Origin of the sequence: Prevotella sp. E9-3 (assembly GCF_022024015.1) — a bacterium.
Lineage (GTDB): Bacteria > Bacteroidota > Bacteroidia > Bacteroidales > Bacteroidaceae > Prevotella.
On record NZ_CP091786.1, the window covers coordinates 3,110,202 to 3,133,726 of the forward strand.

Below are 23,525 nucleotides of genomic sequence, written 5' to 3' on the forward strand. Positions count from 1 at the left end.
GTCAGTTATTTCAGCTATTCGTCATGTTTCATATACTCACCTCACTCACCTATCTTCACTTCGGTGTCCTTCAGCACGGGTCCGGCATTACCGCCACCGTAGACGTTGCCCAGGATGTTGGCACCGTTCTTGACATTCACCTGTGTCCAGATAGACGTTCCAAAGTCGCTTCCCAGCCCGGCCTCGCCTCGTCCGCCACCGAAGACGTTGCCACCGTAGCCGGCAGCCACGCCCGTGGGTTCGCCGATGGTGGCTTTGACGACATTGCCGTCCACCTTTCCGCCGCCCACGTTCACCTGGTTCAGGCTCTGACCGCCCCATTCGGCAGCAGTGGCTGTCCTGCGTTCGGCGTAGTTGGGCTGATTAATCTTCGGAGCGCCCACCGAGCCTAACGAGCCACCGCCAAGAACGGCGCGATAGACGAGACCGCCCAGCACATCGACCGTGGTGAAGTGGGTCACCGATCCGGACGAGTTGCTGAATCCCATCTCCTTATACTCCACGCCATCGATGTTGTAGGTGTCGTCGTAGTCGCCGTCGCCGTTGAAATCGTACTTGAACTCGCTGATGCCCGATCCGCCGCCATAGACGCAGCCGCGATAGAGCCACTGCGGGTCGTTGATGCCCAACTGCTGCAGGAGCGTCTTGTTCGCCTCGGTGAAGGGCATGCCTATCACGCCACTGTTCACGGTGACGTGAGTCAAGCGGCGCACGTGTCCGTCCTGACCGCCGCCATAGACGGAGCCGAGGATGCGCGGTGCCTTACCGGTCTGTCCGGCATCGTCGTTGTCCTGTCCCAGAGTGCCGATGGTGACATCGGTCTCGTTGACGTAGCCTGAGAAGAAGGCCGGGCAGAACTCGTAGCGCGGATCCAGGTTTAAAGGCACATTTGGTGCCGCCTCACCAGCACTGCCGCCAAAGACGTTGCCGTATGGCAGACCGTTCTTCATGCTCCTGGTGGGATCCGTCTCATCGATGTAGCCCACGATGCCGCCGGTGACCGTCACATGCGTCTTGCCGCTATTGAGGAAGTGCCAGGCATTGTCGCCCTCGGTGGTGCTGGTCCAGAGTTTGCCATTGATGGCTTCGCCGTAACCGGTTTGGTTGTAGTCGTCGGTACCGCCGGCATAGTTGCCCTTGCCCACTGAGCCCATGTTACCGCCGCCATAGACGTTGCGTCCTACGTGGCCGTCGGTCATCGTGACATAGGTGTTACCCATCACGCGACCGGCAATGAGGCTGTATATCTGGGCATCGTATTCCTCGGCATCGTATATCCTTTTTATACGCTTCGTATAGGTACCGTTACCCTTGCCGGCACCATAGAGCGAGTGACCGATGAGACCCTTTTTCAGCGTTACATGGGTGTCGCCATACACATAGCCGTTCTCACCGCTGCCGTGCACGGAGCCGGTGACGCACCACTTGCCCAGATCAGTACTGTAGTTGGCAAACGTGGCGGTACACGTGTCGGGGAAGTTGACGTTTACCTCTGTCTCACGCACGTAGGCGAAGTGTGCCGTCTTGTAGCGGTCGCCGGCCTCACCGCGCGCACTACCATAGACGTCGCCGTCGCCCTTTATCTCTATGTTGCCGTCGGTAAGCTGTACACCGATGTGGCCGCCGTTGATGTTGACGGTGGCCTTGCCGGTGTTGTCGGCAAACGTGAACTCGTATGGCCAGCTAAGGGCGAAGCCGTTCTCCGCAGAGTCATGTTTGATGGGGTCCGTTCCAATGGTTCCCACCGATGCCATAGAGCCGGCACCATAGACACTGTGTGCTATCAGTCCGCCGTTGATGTTGACGGTGGTGTTGCCGCGCACGATGCCCGCCTCGGGGTTATACTTCACCTCGTTATTTTCCACGTAGGTGTCAGTACCGCAACCGCCGCCATAGACGTTGCCACGGAATGGATAGTTGGCACCGTAATAGGTCGTGGCCTTCTCCGGGTCGTTGGGGGCGCTGGGGTCAGGCACGACAATCGGATCACCGGGAGGCACGCCCACCGTACCGCTGTTGACGGTCACCACGGTGTTGCCGAACGTATGGCCGTTCTCGCCGCTGCCATAGACAGAACCCTTGACCGTCGGAGTAGCGTAGGTGCCGCCCTTCGTACCAATGGTTACCGTGGCGTTGTTGACCCACGCCATGTAGTTGTCGCGTGAGTGCGGGTTGGCGATGTCGCCGCGTGACGAACCGAACACCATGCCGTTCTCGTGGCCGTTGCTGCCTATGGTGCCGCCCGTGATGCTGACCGTAGCCTCACCAGTGCCGGCAGTATGCATCTTCTGTACGCCATAGACCTTTTCTGTATGGATGACAGGGTCTTCTTGCGACTCATATTCATAGTCGCCCACGCTGCCGAAGGAGCCGCCGCCATAGACGTTATGGTATATCCGTGTGGTCTTGCCCTCGGCCTGGCTGATGCTGACGTTGCTGTTGCCCAGCACCAGTCCGCAGCGCACGATGGTGCGGTTGCCGCTGCCGCCGCCATAGACGTTGCCCATAGTGGCTCCGCCAAAGCATCGCAGTTTACCAGAAACGGTGATGGGCTCTATGCCCACAGTACCGCCGCTGACATCAACGTAGGTACTCACCTGGGCAATGTCGGTATCAGTGATGGTTTCGCCCGTCTTGGCTATGCCGCTGTCGTCCTTGGTGAAGCCGCCCTTCGTGCCACCGATATTGTCGGATTTATAGCTGTAGAAGCCCAGTCCCACGTTGGCCACTTCGCCACCGCCGAAGATGCTGCCCTTCACCCATCCGTCCTCCATCCTGACAGAGGTGGCGCCGACAACACGTCCGGCAATGAACTTCGGGTTGGTGGCACCGACGGCATCATCAGGAGCAACGTCTGAGAGCTTCTCCTTGGCGTTGCCATAGCCGCCGCCATAGACGCTGCCGAAGGTATAGCGCGTTACGCCAGCCTCCTTCACCTCGGTGCCGATGGTGCCGCCCCGGATGACTATCTCGGTGCTCAGGCAGTCGGTTGCCGTCAGTGCAGTGTTGCTATGCTTGTGCTTGCCAGCCGTCCAGCCCAGCTCGCCGCCACCATAGACGTTGCTCTTGATGGTGCCGCCGGTGATGGTCAGGCGGGTGCTCTTCACCATGCCTAAGTCGTACCAGCGCGTGAGCGGCGTCGTGCCGTCGAGGGCATACATGCGGCCCATGGCACCGGCAAAGACGTTGCCGCCCTTGGTATGGGTCAGGCGGACAAAGCCAAGGTCTTTGTCATAGACATAGTCCGTGTTGGGCACGTTGTTATGCTCCTTCCACGTCGTCCAGTCGGCTGTCTCCCAGTTCTTGGGGTCTGCGTCGTCAAGGTCGCTGGGTATGTTGCCCGCCTGCGGAATGATGTACTCATTATTGTTACCTATGGTGCCGCCGCTGATGTTGATGGTGACATAACCGTGAGTGGAGCCGGAATGCACATCGTCATCTCCCGTCTCGTAGTCCTCGTCGCTGTTGTCAGGTATCAGCTTGCCATAGTTGGCATGGTTAGACGGCTCCAGATGAGTACCGATGGAACCCAGTCGGCCACCACCATAGATGGAGCCGAGCATGGTGCCGCCCATGATGTTCATATCGACATTGCCGCAAACCACTCCGGCAGTCAGCGCATCGCCTGCGAAGCCACGGCCACCGCCGAAGACGTTACCCTCGACGTAGCTGGTGCCCCAAGTGCCGATGGTTGGCCCGGAAGCAGCAACGTAGCCTGTCTGTCCCTCGGTTCCCACTGCCGCCGTACCGATGTTCATCGTCACGTTGCCTAAGACGTGACCATCCTCACCGCCGCCGAAGACGGAGCCGTAGATGGTGCCGCCGGTGACGTCAACATTGACGTTCTTGACGTTGGTCTGCATGTTGAAGAATACGCGCTGGTCGCCCTTGCCCGCACCGAAGAGGTAGCAGGAGACGGGGTGAGCAGCTATCTGCGCCAAGGTGCGTGGCACACCGAGCGTCGCCGTTCCGCCGAAAGTGACATGGGTGTCGCCCTTGACGTTGGTCATCTCGTTGCCGCCATAGATATTGGTCAGGATGTGACCGCCGGTGATGTTCACCGTAGTGTTGCCACCTACAGAGCCGGCCTTGAAGTGCCACTTGCCCGACGCATAAGGATAGTAGCCGGAGCCGCCGCCAAAGACATTGCCATAGAACGTATGGCCGTCATCTCCAACGGTATGCGTGTATGGATCGTATGGTGCAAATTTGTCTTCTCCGTCTTGCTCGCCATACGGCCAGTGATTACACTCCTGCAATACATTCTCCTCCGTAACAGGAGTCACTTTCGGGTCAATGAATTCTTCTTCTGCATATTTCGGCAGAGACAGAGAATGGTCGGTATCATATCCGGCACCAATCTGACAAGTTCCCTCTATGGTTACATGTGTATCGGTCTGCACATAGCCGTTCTCACTACCGCCATAGACAGAACCCTTGACGAAGGCATTGCCGCCGACGGTGACATGCGTCTCAGAGGCCAAGCCAAGCGTCTCGATATGATCAATATAGTCGTCTTCCGTGTCGATATACACCAGTGTGGCTCCCGATGCCTTCTGGGGTTTATGTTCATTATCTGCGTATGTATAATCTCCAGGAATGACACCCTTGCCGGCACCAAACACATGGCCGGCGTCATCAGGCTTACCTGTCGTGGTGTTGTTCATCACCATGTTGTCAGGGCCAATCTCAGCATTGTCTTTGATGGTGACCGTACATACGCCGCCACTGATTGGCGTCGTTGGTTTTCCGTTGACATCTATATCATACTGTCCCACGGTAGCTTTCTCGCCACCGCCATAGACAGAGCCCTTGATCTTTGCCAAGCCCTGAATGGTGACCGTACTGTTGCCACGTGTCAGACCAGAATAACCGTGGGTCTCCACGCCTTGTCCGGCACCGAAGACATTACCTACAATTTCAGGTTTGAACTTGCTATCGTTAGCCACCTCACCTTCTACGCCGACGGTCACCTCCGTGTCTTTCTTTACTCGGCCTATCTCACCACCGCCATAGACGGAGCCGCCCACCGAGCCGTTGGCAATGACGACAGAAGTGCTTCCCATGTCAGTGTCATCCACTCCCACCATGGCTTTCTCACACTCAAAGGTATCAGCCTTACCCTTACCGCCGCCGAACACATTGCCGGTGATAGTGGCAGCGTTACGGGCAGGAACAGGGGCTACGTCAACAGTACCTGATGACGTGATTTCGTCACCAACCTTCAAAATCCAGTCCCATTTACCAGTGGCGGTATTGTAGGTATAGACTTTACCGTCTGCATCGGTCGTCTCTCTTTGACCACTTGCGTTCAGCCATTTACCAGTACCAATCTCCACATGCGTATCGCCCTGAACATCAGCCAGCCTACCACCGCCATAGATAGAACCGATGGTGCCTAATTCAAGAATGGCTTTACCTTCTCCATCAATCTCCTTTACGGTATACGAATCTATCAAGCCTTCATGGTCAGTACCTACATGATCTCCAACACTAAAGTCGGCAGGCTTTTCATTTACATACTTCTTCGGCACATAACCATTCTTCATATTGACATTGATAGACGGGCTACCTATCACTTGGGCCTCATCGCCGCCACCATAGATAGTGCCAATCTTCGTTGCAGAGATGATATTGATCTGCGGATCACGGTTGACTCTGATTTCCGCTTTCTTTTCTGGAGACAAGGCCTCGTATTCTGCCTTGGTACGGATAGAGCCGTTGTCTTCATAACCATAGATAGAATAAGGAGCATCGACACCCTTACCGCCGGCATAAATCTCACCAATAACAATTGGCTTACAGCCTTCCTCATGCACATTGATCGTGATCGAACCGTATATCCTACCGCTGGTATCGTTACCACCGTATATCTTGCCGTAGCTGCCATTGGTGATGTCAATGACCACATCGCTATACACATTTGCGGCATTAGCACCACCATAGATAGCAGCCTGATAGGCATCTTGGCATCCCGATTCCAGCTTTGCGGTGCCGTCAGTATCGGCATGGTTTCCTGCAGGGTATGATCTATCAACAGTCATTGGACAAACTCCCGCACCTTCCTTAATGGTAACGACCTCTTCTCTGACGTTTCCTCTCTCGTTACTACCGCCAAAGGTCGAGTGGACATATCCGCCAGTAATCACTAGCGTAGCTGTGCCTTTTCCGTAAGAATAGTTGGCACGGCGATTCTCTTTAGTCTTGGCATTGTCGTTCTCAACACGGGGATAAGGATTACTTTGAGTTGTTCCTTTTTCCGGGTCTGTGGTGTCATGATGGAAGGTTGCATAGTAGCCCACATTGGCACCCGGGTTCTCATACCACTTGCCGTTCAACTCATAAGCATCGTCACCATTACCGCCACCGAATGCCTCATGGATTTCGTAAGCAGCATTAATTCTGACATTATTTGCAGGAGTGGAGGCAGCGTTGCCACCACCATAGACCTGCTTAATGCTTGTTACATCACAGCCATCGATGATGACCTCCGTATTCTCATTACGAATATCTGTTGGTTCGTAGCGAGCCAGGTCGCCGCCACCATATACTCCAAGTACATCGTATTTCTTGTCAGCAATGGCTTCTATATACTTGTTAAGAGCAGCCGTCTTGGCAGTAGCGTCAGCGCCACCATCAATTTGTCCCTCAAATGCTTCAATCTCATCTGTCGTCAAGACAGATAATGCGATTTTCTTAAGGTCGTCATCATCGGTATTGTCCTTATAGTTCGTTAAAGTATATCCACCCTCCATACTCTTGAACTTCGCATACTTACTACCGATGGTCAGTTGGTTCTTATGCTGCGTAGCATATACATGCACTAAGGCATGTCCCTTCGGCGTACCATTCTGGTCATTACAGCCGAAGACCTTGCTAACGATACAGCCCTTGACACCATTAGCGACACCCCTGTTCAGTTCCACGGTGGTGTTGCCGCCGATGTTTGCCTCCACGGCTCCTACATCGGCCTTGATACCCTTACCGCCGCCGTAGGCATTGTGCTTGATCTCGCCGCCGGTGAGGCTGACCTTGGTATCCTTCTTCACACTGCCTAACTCACCGCCGCCATAGACGTTGCCGTAAATGACGGGACTCTTGCTATAGTCGTAGATACCAGCCTCTGTCTTGTACGGCTTGATGTTCACCTCTGTCCAGATGGCAGTGGCAAACATCGGGTTCTCCACGGCAACCAATTCGGCTTCACCACGGCTGGCTCCGAAGACGTTGCCGCCATAGCCGACTTCACCGATGGTACCACCGCTGATAGTCACCGTATTCTGTGACTGTTTACCCGGGCCATGTCCTTCTGCGGTATCACCCTTCTTATAAGGTTCGTAGTTCTGACCATAGAACTTCGGCATACCCGTACCGGCCACGGAGCCACCGCCATAGACACTGCGGTGAATAGTACCACCCAGAATATTCACTTCACTGAAGCGAGCCACGCAGCCAGCCAAGTGGCTCATGCCTACTTCATAGTGTTTCTCGGCAGTGCCATCTCCATCGCTGTCGAATTCATAATATTGGTCAGCACCTGTGGTTCCATTACCATTGTAGTCATATTCAAACTTTCCGATACCGGAGCCAGAGCCATAGACATTGCCTCGGTGTTCCCATTGCAGGGTATTGGCAGGAATGCCATCGTTAGCATATTTACTACTAATATCACTGCTGCTGAGGCCAATCTCACCACCATAGATAGTCACCTTACTGTCACGACGCATGTGACCATCCTGACCACCGCCATAGACAGAAGCATAGATGCGTGGACCGACACCAATGTTATTCTTGTCACCAATGATAACCTCTGCCTCGTTAATGTTACCAACGTGGAAGGTAGGATTATATTCATGAACCGGCATATTGAAGATGTTAGGTGCCGGTTCACCCTTTGAGCCACCAATGACATTACCAGTTGGCAGACCGCCAAACTCGTCTTCCGCAGTTCCCACAGGAGTACCAACTGTACCGCCAGTGATGGTAACCGTTGCTTTACCGCTGTTGAGGAAGGCTTGGCTATTCTCGCTAATGCCATCCCACAGGTTACCCGTGATAGTCTCACCATAGCCGCTCATGTGTCCGAACTTCTCCGACGTGAAGTCAGAGTAGTCATCAGCACCGCCGGCATAGTTACCCTTACCCACGGAAGCCATGTAGCCACCGCCATAGACATTACGCATCACATGACCACCAGACATGGTGACGCTCGTATTGCCATACACCTTACCGGCAGTGATGCTATAGATGTCTGTCTCGTAAGTAGTTGCCCCGTTATTTTTCCAGTTCTTAAGCGTAGCCTTGTATTTATCAATACCCTTACCACCGCCATAGACGCTGTAACCAATCAGACCACCTGTGATATTGACTGCGGAATTCTCATAGACGTGACCATTCTCACCACCGCCATAGACGGCACCGGTGATGCAGTTGTCGTCTGACAAGGCTGTAGCCGTTGAGGCATATTTGATGCTGACCTCCGTCTCACGGACATTTGCCATGAAGGCTTCTGTATAGCGTTCCATCGGCTTACCCATACCGCCACCGAAGACGTAACCGCTTTCAGCATTTGAAGCATCACCAATCTTACCGCCAATGATAGTCACCGTAGCCTTACCGCCAATCTCTTTACCACCTACGGCAGGAAGATCACTCGGCGCAGCAGCATGATAGTGGAACTCGTATGGCCAACTCAGACCGAAGCCGTTTGTCAGACTCTCATGCTTTGTCATATTGGTGAATTTGCCGCTTGCGTCGCTCACGAAGTCGATGAGGCCCACCGAGGCCAGCTCACCGCCGCCATAGACATTCTTCTTGACAGTACCGCCTGAGATGTTGACAAACGTACTGCCTGACACACAGCCTGCCCACAGCATCGGGGTGAATGTGTAATAGGAGTTGTCATATCCCGCCACGGCGATGGTCTGCTTTTCAGTTTTTTCACTACCGCGACCGCTACCAAAGACACTGCCATTAATAGTGCCGCCAGAAACATTCACCGTGGCACGGTTACGAACGATACCATACTCACTACCGCCATAGACATTCCGCTTGATGGTGCCGCCGCTGATGGTGACATTGGTCAGTTTCGATGCTGCCAGTTTTGGCCACTGTGGATTCGTAGTGCCATCAAGCTTCGTGAGACGTCCCATGCTGCCACCGAAGACATTGCCGCCATACTCGGCACCGGCGACATCGTTACCAATGGTACCACCAGTAATGCTAACGGTGATATGTCCACAGGTCTCGCTATCTGTATCATCCTTGAGCAGACCGTATGCTGGGTTGGGAGAACCGTCCGCGAGAGTGGCATCCACCATATCGATACCCACTGATGCCAGACGACCACCGCCATAGACAGAACCAAGCATGGTGCCGCCATTGATAGTAAGTTCGATGTTGCCGTGAACAGAGCCAGCCGTCAGTGCTAAACCACTGAAGCCACGGCCGCCACCAAAGACGTTACCATCTACGTATGAGGTTCCCGTAGTACCAATCTTAAGTCCACTTTGGGCTATGAACGTCTCACCTTCGTCAGTCGTATCGCCATCGCCATTGAGGTCGATTTTCACTTCGCCGCCAATGTTCACCGTCGTATTGCCCAGTACGTGTCCGTCCTCAGCACCACCGAAGACAGAACCGAAGATGCGGGCTGTGCCCGACACTTTCACTTCTGTACTGCCTACGTTGGTCCAGGTGTTGAAGTGTGTACGCTGATCACCCTTGCCGCCACCGAAGAGGTAGCAGGTGACAGGATGATTCTTCATCTGTGAATCTGTGCGAGGTACACCCAGCGTACCACCCGTCATCTTCACCGTAGCCTTGCCCGTCACATCCGTCAACTCGTTGCCGCCATAGACGCAGTTCAGGATATGACCGCCAGTAATATCTATCACCGTATTACCATATACGGCACCAGCAGAACGGAGCCAGTCGTGCGTGCCGTCAGCCCTCTTATATGGGAAGTAGCCCGAACCGCCACCGAACACATTACCGTAGTAAGTGTGACCGTCAGTGCCTTCGAGACCGGCATCATCGCCTCCATACGGGTCATAAGGCCAATACGGAGATTTAAAATACCAGCTTGCACATTCAGTGAAGTTAGAAGCGTCCTCGCCAGTCCATTGTGCTGTCGTATAGCGGACAGGCTTCCCGTCCGTCACCTTTCCTTCACCGCAACCAATCTGGCAGTCCTCTTCAATGGTGACATGAGTATCGTTCGCCACACGACCGTTCTCACCGCCGCCATAGACAGAGGCCATGATGAAGGCTGTACCACCGACAGTTACATCCGTTTCCTTAACAAACGTACGGAAATCGGCATCCTTGTCCGTAGCAGGGTCTTCCACCTCACCACGACCGGCACCGAATACGAAACCTACATCGACAGGACCGTCAATACCTAACAAGTGACCTGTATTCTTCATACCGCCGTCTGCTAACGCAGTCTCTACAGGACCCACCTGACCACCAGTGACAACAACGGTACTCTTACCCGTGTTTGCTTTATAATTGACAATCTTGCCGATACATCCTGCGTGAGCCTCAGTGCCAGTATGATAAACGATAGCATCTGGCAGGACATTGCCTTCGCCATCCACCGCAGCTGTTCCTACAGAACCATGCAGACCACCGCCATAGACACCGTCGAATACATAGCCGCCAGCCATCGTGACGTTGGTATTCTTCAGCACATCAGCCTGACTACCGCCACCATAAACACTGCCGCCGACGGAAACATTCGTAACAGCAGTACCTATATTGACAGCCGTGCTACTATTAACATTGGCCTCGTTACCGCCGCCGAACACATTGCCAGTGATTCTGGCTCCGACGACGGGAACTACGTATAAACCATCAGTCTTTGGCAACTCTGTTCCTGGCTCAGTTCTAAGATGTATCGGTTCAGTAACATATCCTACTGTGGTTGCCGTACCAATATTGACCGTAGCATTGCCTCTTACCACACCTTGGTTACCACCGCCATACACATTTCCAATAGTGCCGACATCATCTGCAATGGCTTCTCCACTATATGTTTTTCCGGCAAAATAGCCCTTAGTCATGTTGATGTTCACCTCTGTATCGCCATTTACGTCAGCCTTGAAACTGCCACCATATATATTATCAATATGTGTAGCAGACTTGACGTTCACAGTGATTTTTCCAGGTGTCGTAATTTCCGTACCATTTTTAGTATTAGTACCGGGATAAGGAGCCTGATAGCCACCGCCAAGAAGGTTCTGAATAGTGATAGGCATACAGTTGTCCGTCTCTTCAATATTGACAGTAATATTACCACCGATACTACCTGTACGGTCGTTACCGCCATAGATATTCTTAAACTTACCTGCCGTGATGGTGAGCGTCACGTCATGTGCGACATTTGCATTATAGGAACCGCCATAGACGTATTCTATTTCTGCCTCAGAACCTCCGGAGCAACTTGATATGATGATATTGACATTGTCAACATCGGCCTCGTTACCGGCACCGTACATACGGATAATCTTTAATGCACAATCCGGGTTTGTCTGTGATTTGTCTATTTCTACAGAGCCACAATTACCCTTTGCATCACTGCCGCCGAAAACGGCACCGATTTTTCCACCGATAGGAGCGATATGAGCCGTGCCAATGACTATGGCACCATCATTATCATACCACGTGCCATCTTTCTTGACCAAATCACCACCATTACCACCACCAAAGGCATAACCGATATCGTAAGAGCCATTGACGGTGACATGGGACGAAGGTACTGAAGCAGAGTTACCGCCGCCATAAACTTTTTCTATACTGGTGACATCACACCCGTCAACATAGACACTGGTGCCCTTTCCATCGGCAGGGAGATAGTCCGACAGGTTACCGCCACCATAGACACCCTGTATCTCGTATCTGTTATTGCTGCTGTTAGGACTATGCTCAGAATTAGAAATAACATTTCCATTTTCGTCAGCCTGACGGGTAGAATATACCTCAACCCTGACATTACCTGTCGGCGTACCATTAATATTGTTACAGCCAAAGACACGACCTGTAAGCGGAATGAGGTATTCCTTGCCACCGAAAGTTACACGCTCTTCCTTGTGTGAGAAGCCGATACCCGTACCACCAGTAGAAGTCAGTTCATCAGGCTTGTTAACCGTCACCTTTACATCGCCGTAAACATTGGCAGCAGTTGTGGAATTACCAAGACCACCACCATAGACATTACCTACCGAACCGCCAGTCAGAATGACGGTAGTCTTGTTGACAGTGCCAGTTTCGTTACTATTCTTTCCAGTAGCCCATGAACCAACTACCACTTTCTTATAGTATGTTGTTTCTGTATCTGCTGTTCCTGAAGTTTGGAGGGTATAGACATCTCCTTCCTTTGTATAATAACCGGCAATCGGAGCACCGGTCAGACGTTGGTAATATGTAACATCCTTAACGGCTGTGCCTGTAGCGGCTACATAGGCAGAACCAGTATAAGTATAATATCCAACAACAGACTCGCCAACAGGTATAGTTATTGTATTATAATACGTCGCGTCATTAAGTCCTGTTGCCTCGACATATTTCGTTGCACTGCCCGGAGTATCCCAGTTATCGGTATTGGTATTTGCCAGTGCGCCGCCGCCATAGACATCGTTCTTGACGGTGCCGCCGCTGACGGTGACACTGACGTTACCCTTAACGATACCAGACTGACCGCCACCGAAGGCACTGTCCCAGATGGTACCGCCGCTGATGGTCAGCGCGGTGCTGCCGACGTATGCCTGATTGGCATCGGTCAATGCCGCATCACCACGGGCAGCAGCATAGACGAAGCCGCCATCGCCGCCATTGGCACCGATAGTACCGCCACTGATGGTGACATTCGTACTGCCATCTACAGAACCCATAGCACCGGCACCATAGACATTGTGAACAATATGGCCACCGTCAATCACGACCGTCGTCGTACCTTGAACGATACCTGACAGAGGATTGTACGTATCACCTCTTCCATCATTTGCCGTATGACCAGCGGGGACAGTTCCTGAATAATACTTGTCCGTACCGCAACCACCGCCATAGACGTTGCCACGATAAGGATATTTAGCACCTTTCTGATCTGCAGGGTCAGAAGGCATGGCTTCCGTAGTACCAATCGTACCGCTATGGATGGCTACAGAAGTATTTTTGTATGTATGACCGTTCTCACCGCCGCCATATACGGAGCCTTTAATCTGAGGTTCTGGAGCAGCCGTGCCATGTCCTTCACCGCTCGTACCGATGACGACATTGGTATTGTTGACCCATGCCAGACGGTCGTGTGTACCTTCAGGTGCAGCCACGTCACCACGCGATGCACCGAAAACCATTCCATTCTCGTGTCCATCAGTACCAATAGTACCGCCGGTAACAGTGATATTGGCAGTACCTGTGTTCTCAGCACAGGTTGTTTCTTTCGTACTCTCATTGTAGGTATAGGAGCCCACCGAACCGTAGGCACCGCCACCATATATATTATGTAGCACTGTACCACCGACGATATTGATATTCGTATTCTTCTGTACCATACCTGCCACGGCATTATCCGTTCTACCAAGTCCGCCACCATAGATATTACCATAAGTAGCGCCGCCATACACGGTTTCGCCATCCTTTGGCGTACCTATAGTACCACTGTTGAGAGTAACAACAGTATTGCCGGCAACTTGCGCCTCTTCACCGCCACCATAGACAGACTGCTTGATGGCTACGGCGTGTCCCTCAACATTGTCACCAATCGTCACTTGAGGATTACCTGTGACGGTTGCCGTCAGACCGAGACCGCCACCGAAGACATTCTCCAAGATGGTGCCGTTGACGACGGTGATGGTCGGATAGTTTTCACTACCGGCAGGTGCTGTATAAGCAGCCTGGTTACCGCCGCCATATACACTGTTGTCGATAGTACCGCCATTGACAGCAACAGCCACAGTGCTCTTCGGAGTACCCAGCACATTGTTACAGCCAAACACCTTGTCTACATTGCCGCCATAGACATTTACTGCCACAGGACCATAGACGTCGGCAGCCACATCTGTATGACCATCGCCTAAACTTGCCAAATCTCCCAGACCGCCGCCATACATACTGCCGGTGATGGTACCGCCATAGAGGTTCACCTGCGTGGTCTTTCCTTCTGTTGCCGTCTCTACACTACTTACGAGACTGGAATTAACCTTACCCTTGGCACTGCCGCCATAGACGTCGCCGGTGATATTGGCATAGCCAACGTAATTCGGAGACTCATTAGTACCCGCATTTTTACCGATATTGACTGTTACATCGCCCGTTACATGGGTTGACTCACCAAAGCCGCCACCGAAGATATTGCCAGCAATGTTGATGCCCTGATTCTGCTCTACAGTACCGATGTTAAGAGTCGCACTACCTTCTACGTCAGCAGAATAACCGCCACCATAGACACCTGCGTCAATCGATTCGGTGGCATTCCCGTCGGCATTATTGTCGGGCTTGAGATAACTGCCACTCACGATGTTGACACCTATTTTTTCTGCATCTTCACCTGTTGAATGTTCTTTGTTGACAGTTGCGGTACCGATATCTATCGTCGTGTTGCCTGTCACAGTGGCAGCATTGCCGCCACCGAACACCTGACCTATCTTGCCGATATATACTTTCTCTGGAGTTGTTTCATAAGTCTGTTTTTTTCCATCAACGATACCCTGCATAGTATTGATATAGACATGGGTATTGCCGATAACCGGAGCCTGATAGCCACCGCCGAACACCTTGCCGATAGAGGTACATGAATAAACATTCACCTCAACAGCGGCACGTCCTGCTGCTTCTTGGTCGAAGTTGAGCGTGCCTTCCGTATTGGCTGTCCATGTACCACTGTTCTCGGTACATCCATATATAGAATAAGGTGCTTTGAAGCCACCGCCGTAGAGTTCGCCGATAATCAGTGGTTTACAGCCATCCTCGTAGGCATTGACGGTGATGGAGCCGTTGATGCTGCCACCCTCGTTATTACCACCGAACACACGACCGTACTTACCGCTGGTCACCGTCAGCCGCACGTCACCATTGACAACAGCATTTTTTGCACCGCCATATACCGCATCGACAAACGACTCTGGCATACACTCAAGAATGATGTTGACATCACCATCCATCGGCGCCACCTGTCCGGCACCGTAGATTTCGCCGACCTCCAGGTCGCAGGCACCTTCCCCAGGCGTCTCTCTCTTCAATGTCGTTCCACCTCGCACGTTACCCAAGGTGTTACTACCACCATAGACTTCATTTATCTTGCCGCCTACCAACTTGGTAAAGGTTATGCCAGTGCCATAGTTAGTCGTACCATTATTATATATACCTATGTTGGCACCAGGATTGGTGAAGGTGTCGGTACTCTTACCGTTACCGCCACCAAACACTTGATTGATGATGTAGGAACCATTGATGGCTACTTCCGTGGCAGGCACAGCAGCGGCATTACCACCGCCATAGACGTATTCTATGCTGGTTGCGTCGCAACCGTCGATAATCACCTCGGCGAAGGCTTTCTCAATAAGGGTCTTGTTGCCATCCACATTGGGGTCTAAGGTTGCATTCGTCGGTACATAGTCAGCCTGATTACCACCGCCATAGACGGCAGCCACGTCGTAGGTATTTCTCTGTGTACGAGTTTTAGCCAAAGCCTCTGCCGATGATTTGTCACTATCTACCGTCCGCATTACATGCACTTTCACGTGTCCTTTAGGCGTACCGTTCAGGTTGTTGGCACCGAAAATCTGAGCAGTCAGAGGCATACGATTCTCACCTTCACCAGTGAAAGTCTGTACAAGCTTTGCACCGTCAAGCAGCACATTGACGTCACCGCCGACGAAAGACTCTACTGCTGTCACTGCCTCAATGCCATGTTCAGCATCTGCCGCAACGGCCTTTCGTCCCAAGCCGCCGCCAAAGACATTACCATTGATAGTGCCGGCATAAAGGTTGACATTCGTTGTCTTGTCAGCACCAAAGACGAGTGCATCGGCAGGTTTCGTAGCATTGGTATTACCCAAAGCCGAACCGCCATAGACGTTACCCCAGACGATGGCTGCGCCTGAATGGTCAGATTTTCCCACATTCACCGTCACATTGCCACTGACGAGTGTCGGTTCACCCTTACCACCGCCAAAGACCATGTCAGGCAATGGGTCAGGCACAGGCGTTGACCATGCATTACCAATAGTGCCGCCAGTGATTGTCACCGTGGCATCGCCGCCAATGACACCCTGAACATTACAGCCGCCATATACGCCTTGCAGCACTGTGCCGCCACTCATCGCCACATTGGAATTGGTAGAGACATCAGCCTCGTTACCACCACCGAATACGCGCTGGCTTACAATGCCATTGGTCATGTTCACCGTCGTCGTGCCACCGACGCGTGCCACATTACCGCCACCGAAGACGTTGTAGGCATTGTAGGCCGCTCCCTCTTTGCGCCCCGTCGCTTCTACATTGACTTCCGTGTCGCCCAAGGCAGCAGAGGCATCGCCGCCTCCGAACACACCGCCCGTCTGGGTGGTAGGATTACCATCCTCGTCGAAGACATAGCCCTCGACCAAGGTATTGCCTTCAATGTTCAATGTGGCCTTGCCGGTCACTGCTCCAAGGGTAGTCAGGTCTTCAGTGGTATAGAGAATCTGGTTGGTCTTGTCGATGCCGGCATCGATTTTGTCACGGTGCTGCCAAGTATAAGTGGTGGTGGCCGCCTTTATGCCCTCGCGATACGTACCCGTCGCAGTATAGTAGTAAGGCTCCGTATCAAATCCGATGGCATCGACCTCTACAGTCGGCAATGATGCCGAGAAGCCTGCACCGAAGGCATTGCCCTTCACCCTACAGTTGGTCAGCGTTGAGGTGACATTGCCATCTACCTTACCCAAGCTGCCGCCACCATAGAAGTTGCCTGTCACCGTACATCCCGTAAGCGTAGATGTGACATTGCGTGTGGTTGCCAACGAGAACTTGACAAAGTCAATCAGGATACGGGCCACGTTACTGGTATTGTCTGACCTTGGAATAAACTGATAGGTGAACTGCGTGGATACACCATCGTAGGTGGCATTGTAATTCTGCTTGTATTCGCTGCTTAACCAACTGTTCCAATTAATATTCTCTACACCAATTTTGTTTCCTGGCGCATAGCGGCTGTAAGAGTTGCCGCCGTAGCCGGCACCGAAGTAGGTGCCGAAGGTACAGTCAGTGGCCTTGGTAATGACGGTCTTGCCGGTATTCATATCACCAAACTTAGGACCGCCGCAGAACAACGTGACATGACTACCTGTGATGACCGTCGTGATATTACCCTCCACAGGCTTGGCTGCATTGAGGCCACCACCGTAGAACTCATCAATGTCAGCATTCTGTATCTGCCAGATGATGTTACCATTAGTGTGGTTTGTTGCGTTACCAATACCCTCCTGGGCAGCACCAACAACAGTACCGAACCTACCGCCATTGATATAGCATTCCACATTATCATTGTAACTGGTTACATCACCTCGGTAGAGTCCTGTCAGATAGAATTCGTCATAGTCGCCGCCAGTCACTGACACAGGCACATGCTTCGACTGTAATTGCTTGTCCTGGTGGGTACCCCGATGAAACTCCTTGAACCACACATTGCCACCCACATGAAAATAAGTGGTTTCGTTAGCTGCACCGTCATTCTGTCCACTCACCCACTGTTCTATCACACCACCTTGCAGGATCAGTGGCGCAGCACCGCGATTTTTGCGGTCATACTCAAGCTGTGTGACGCGGAAGAGCGACGTATTGGTAGATTCAAACCAACCGATAGGCTGCATGATACCAAAGTTGTAAGAACCTGTACCGCCAGTTGATTTCTGCGCCATACCCAGACCCGGGATGTTCAGGAAATCGACTCTTACTGGGTGGGTCTGACTACGATTATTAAATCGCAAGATATAGGAATAGTCGGGCTCGTTATCATTGTCAAAGTCTGCCGACATGATGGTATAAGAGCGGTCTGATTCGCCAGACGAGATACCGATGTTATGGGCGTTGCCCACTAATACGATGGCGCAGTCATAGACCGTTTTGTCTTTGTCCAAGGCATCCTTCGCATTGCCAACAGCGGTATATACCACCTGTTCTTCACCCGCTATAGAGTATTTGCTACCATTTTTATATTTCTCTCCACCACCAACGTATGGCACATCATATTTCGTATCCATTGATTGGTTATACACCACATCGGGATAGGCATCAGCCAGATAGGCAGCCTTGGCCCAATAGGGCTCAATAGTGATGGCTGTCACCCCTTCGGGCACATCCCAGTAGGCCCCTTGGTTGAAGATGCGGCCGCTCTTGCCATACAGGTCTTTGTTGGTACAGTTACGGTCGGCAAAGTTATAAGGCGCACTGGTGATATTGCCTTCTGCATCTGCCGTGGCATCATCGCCTGTGGTATAAGAACCCGCAGTACCGCCAGTGATAGACACAATCTTCCAGCCCGTCACCACACGGTTGCCGGTATAGTTCTTGGTACCCACATCATTATAATAGGGCAACTGCACCTTGCGGTAGTTGAAGTTAAAGCGCGCATAATCCTTGTCGGTGATATTTAGCGTAAGGCTGCCAGTAGTAATACTTGCACCTGCCGGACGATTGAATGCCGCTCCGTCACCCATCTGTATGTTCACCGTCAACGAACCTAACACCTTGCCTGTATTACGGTCGCCACTGGTCGGGGCATTTTCAGCATCGATATTCATGATGGAAGGATATTTGCCCGGGGCCTTCAGTACGGGATAAAGCTTGGGGGCACTGATGTTTCTGTCTGCTGTCTCCAACACCCACTTCATCATCTCGTCTTTATTGTTGTAACTACCCGTAGCATACCATGCCGCCAGCTCGAGGTGGCTGTTCAGCAAGAGGCGGTAGAACTCGAAGCGTTGCAGGAAGCGCGTCTCTGCCATCAGCGCACAGTTGTAGGTATTAATCTGATTGTTCTGCACGTATGGCTTCTCAGCCAGGAAATAGTTATAGTTACCCAAGCCTGTGGCATCCTTATTAGATATAATAAAGCCATTATAGATAGGAGCCTTGTTCGAGCCGCCAGTGATGTCGCCATAGAACATACAGTTCATCACCATCGTACGGATGTTTGCCTCATTGAACGTAGAAGACAGATAGTTGTTGTATCCCACAATGCCGCCCACGTAAGAGCCTCCCGTAATATCAGCATAGCTGTAGCAGTTGATGACACGCGAATAGCCGTCTAAGTGGCCCACGATGCTGCCGGCAATATCAGTTCCGCTGACAGTGCCGCCATTCACACCGCAGTTGTAGATGCGTGTGTTGCCCTTGGCTTGATTAACGATGGCTCCCACGGTGTCGCCGCTGACCGTGGCACTCTCAATAATCACGTTTTTGATCACGGCATCTTCTGCAAAGGCGATGAAGGGGGCTGACACACTAAAGCTCTGATTAATCTGACCTTCTATAGTGCCCTTGAAGGGGGCTGCCCTGGTTCCGATAGAGCCTGAAGCCGTAAAGTCGCTTGCCAGTATGTATTTACCACCCATAGCTTTTATCTCCGAAGAGCGATGGACGGTTTGGGGCACTAACTTCAAGGTGAATATCTGGTTTTCATTGACCGAGGCCGTTTGTTCAGCAGGTGCGGCGAGTGTCGTAAACGACTGCATGACCTTCGTATTGTCGAAGCGGGGCATCAGGCGCATATTGCCATGACCGTCATCCACTACCATAAAGGTGGCATTGGTAATCTGCATCTTCACCTGGTCGTGACCGATAATGCCTGTTTGTCTCATGGCAAGGTTCTCAGTAGTAATACTGCTCGAAGTACCTGTCCATGCACTGCCGACTTCAGCGCCCGTGGTGTTGGCTGTAAAATAACGAGCTGTATTAGACACGCTCTGTATCTGCACATTATAGGGATCGAAGCCGTTAGACCATGTGGAGACCCAGTCCTCCCGCGTACTGTCAAAATAATCTTTTTCTGTTTCTTCCTTGGTCTTCTCCTCGTATGCCCCTTCATAGTTATAGCCCATCTCTTCGTCTATATCAAAGTTGGGACGCAGATACCACTGCATATTTTCAGGCACATTCTCCAAATCGGGTTCCGTACTTGTTGAAGAGAGTGATGTGCCACTCAGCTGAGCAAAGTTGCCACCTTGTTTTATCAGGTACTGAGAAGGCGATGTGTTATCCTCAGTGTCTGCTCCTACATAGGCACTGGCATATTCATCTTCTACATCGTAGGTGACATACCAGTCGCGCTCCTTGCCACTGACAAGGGCCTGCGATTCGTAGTTAGGAAGGTTGGGCGGCGTCAGAGGGTTGGTGATGTCTGCGCGGCCCAGCTCGTCGGCAGTATATTCCGTGAGGTCTGTAGCACTGACGGTAGCATAGTCGGAGACGGTGAACTTATGATAGCCCAGAGCTTTGGAGCCGGTCTTCCAGAAATGGTAGCGAGCCACCATCGGACTGCTGTACTTATGGATGTTGGCGTAAATCTCCGCGCGCTTAGGATCTGTCGGACCACTGGGCAACGGCAGACGGACAATCTCCCAGCCGTGCTGGTCGAGCAGAATCAGCATCGGCTTGATTTCAGTAGGCACTAACCGGAACGAACCGTCACCCATCCCGATGGTCTGGAAGACGTGTTCCTCTTCCAGGAACTTCTTGCTCGTGGTCGGTGCGCCGCCTGTAGTAGCCTCATCATGGTTATGCACCCAAGGGGCAGAATTGGCCCATGCCTTGTACACATGCCAGCCTAAGTTCTCTTCCCCTATCTTTAAATTTTTTATCTCTGTCTTCTGATCATCTGTCAATTCTACTCTACGACCCACAGCGGTCACCTTGTTGGTGGTCAGTTTTCCCTGCACGGTGGGATTGTTCTTCCAGTACTGCTCAAGAGAATGAACAGTTTGACGGGTACCGTAGACTCCGTTTACAGCCCCACCCGTTATCTCATCGAAAGTAACCAGCTTCAGGCTGCTTGTCGATGTTCCCAGGAGCATGTATTCGCTTCCCTTTGGTAAATCCGTAATGGCTTCGTCATCCTCATCGCCACCATGTGCCAAGGGGTTATTATTGGTGACACCTGTTACAACTTCACTGTAGTCTGTTGGCTTATAAGTTATCAGGTAGGAGTGGAAGTTGCGTGTGTTGTCGTCATCAATCTTATAGCTCGTTTGGTTCTGGTATGATGATACACGCACATGGTAAGGATCAAGTTTAGCTTTTGTGGGATCAGCAGGAATAACAGGCTCCAGATACCAAAGCCAACGTGTACGGGTGCTGGCACCGCTGGCTAACTGTTCCTCCCAGCGTTCATTACCATATACATAAAGCGTAGCATCACCATTGCTATAAGGATAGACGGCTCTTCGCTTTTCTGTCATCACTCCGTCTTTACCGTCTTCCTGATAGAACTTGTAATCATCAGTGTTTGGAGTCTGGAACTCCAGCATATAGGTTGTGCCTCCCACCTTTTCCGGGTCTTTCAGGAGGTTGCGACCATCCAGGTCGATGGTGTTGTCTGCCTTCAGCGTATAGGTGACGTAGATCACATTGTTCGACGTAACCTGTGTAGCATTGGTGATTTCTGTCGGAGCAGGCGTAACAAATACAAAAGGCTCATCGGGAGTGCCTGCTGTCGCCTGTGTAAAGGCATCGGCATTCCAATAATGATAGTCCACCAAGGGGCTACGCCATTCTTCTGGTAAAATAAAGCCGTCTTCTTCATCATATTGAAGATTCCTTACGATAACATTTTTTGTCATGTCAATCAGCGTATAGGAACGCGGGAGCACCACGGTATTGACTGCAAGCGTGACGGTCTCACCGTTAGCCAGGTTCTTCAAAGTGATGGACTTATGTGATGCATCGGCACCATCGCTCTGCCCTGTCAGGACGAATGACACGGAAGCATCCGACCATGTCGGTGCAGAGCTGGAAGTGGTGAGATATATGGTGCTACTCTCAGCGTTTTTGATTTTCAGGTCGTAGGGGTCATCGCCAGAGAAATACCACAACTGATTGTTGTTGGTGACATAAGCCTCAGCATTGGTTGCACTGTTTGTCTCTGCTGTCACAGGACTGCCATTGGCATGACTGCCGTTGTCATAAAGGTACTGACCGCTGGTATTCTTGATGTTATACGGGCTGGAGCCGCTGAGCTTCACGAACTTTTTTCCCAGGTGCGTCTTCGTATAGGTAATGTAGATATTGTCACTCTCTGTCGGTGTTTCCTCAATCTTATTCTCATCGATGAGCTCACCTGCATCGAAAACGCCATCTATCCTGTAGAATTTTATCTCTTCATCCGAGATATAGGGGCTGCGGATGGCAGTAGGAATATTGTCGTAACCACTCGTCAATGGATAGCCTGCAGGGTGTTTTTCTGTACTTGTAACTGCTATGTTTTTCGCCACATTCACGATATGGTAGTTATATGTAATAACTGGCAAGGTGGCTACCTCAGATTTCTGGCTACCTATTGTGCGCACTGCAATGGCTTTGACAGAGGATACAGCAAGAACATCTGCTGATGGCAAAGCCGATGAATAGACTGCGCTGGATGCTGTAGGGTCTGTTCCATCCAAGGTATAGTGTATGACGGTTCCTGCCTCAGAACAAGAAATTTCTACCGTTCCATCGGCATTTACAGTATAGGTAGGAGTCGGGATAGGAACGTCTTCGAGATAGAACGGGGCGTTTACATCGCCTGCACTGTATAGACAAATGATTCCGCATGTGTTTGCATAACCAGTAGGACCACCTATCTTACCACTATTACCAACAAGATTTGTATAGTTTCCATTATTGACTGTCAGCCATTTATGTTTGTCATGATCTTTATGAGCAGACGAGGTACCGTCAGTTATCCCTTTCGGAGATATTTCTATATATGTACCAGATGGACTATTGAATTCAAAAAGTACTTTGTTACCCTCTGTCTCTGGATTGGCTATTGTCTCCAGGTGCACACGAATTCGGTCAGGGTTATCGGTTGTTCTAATCTGACCATTGGATACCAAATATTTGCCCGTACTCTTTTGAATAATATAATAATAATTTGAAGCAGGGGCTTTTTCAATAATCCATATAGCATCAGAAGCGTTACCAGAATGATAAGCGGCACTTCGACATTTATATGTGGTAAGGAACGGCTGACCGTTGTCTGTGTCAGTGAAGTCATTTGTAGCCTGGTAGTAGCACCATCCTTCCGTTGGGCAAAGGTAAAAGTTATTGCTTGGGTTAGACGAATCGTATGTGTAACTATTACCATTTCCCGAACTTTTACCACCACTGGCGATATAATATGTACCCGAATAGTCTGTCTGTCCCCACGTCCCCGTGGTACCCATTAACATCAGAAGCGCCATGACGATGGTGCCGAAAACATTATTTTTAGTCATTACAATCTGTTTGATCATAAGTCTTTTCATATCTATAGGTCTGTTATATCTTGAGTCTTGTTATTTTTT

General features: G+C 51.4%; 1 protein-coding gene. It reads right to left on the reverse strand.

Translation table 11 applies throughout. From position 1 onward, the window contains the following. Positions 1-41 precede the first annotated feature (41 nt). Complete coding sequence (locus L6475_RS12180; RefSeq protein WP_237820415.1) at positions 42-23,486, reverse strand: chitobiase/beta-hexosaminidase C-terminal domain-containing protein; 23,445 nt, start codon at positions 23,484-23,486, stop codon at positions 42-44. Positions 23,487-23,525 lie beyond the last annotated feature (39 nt).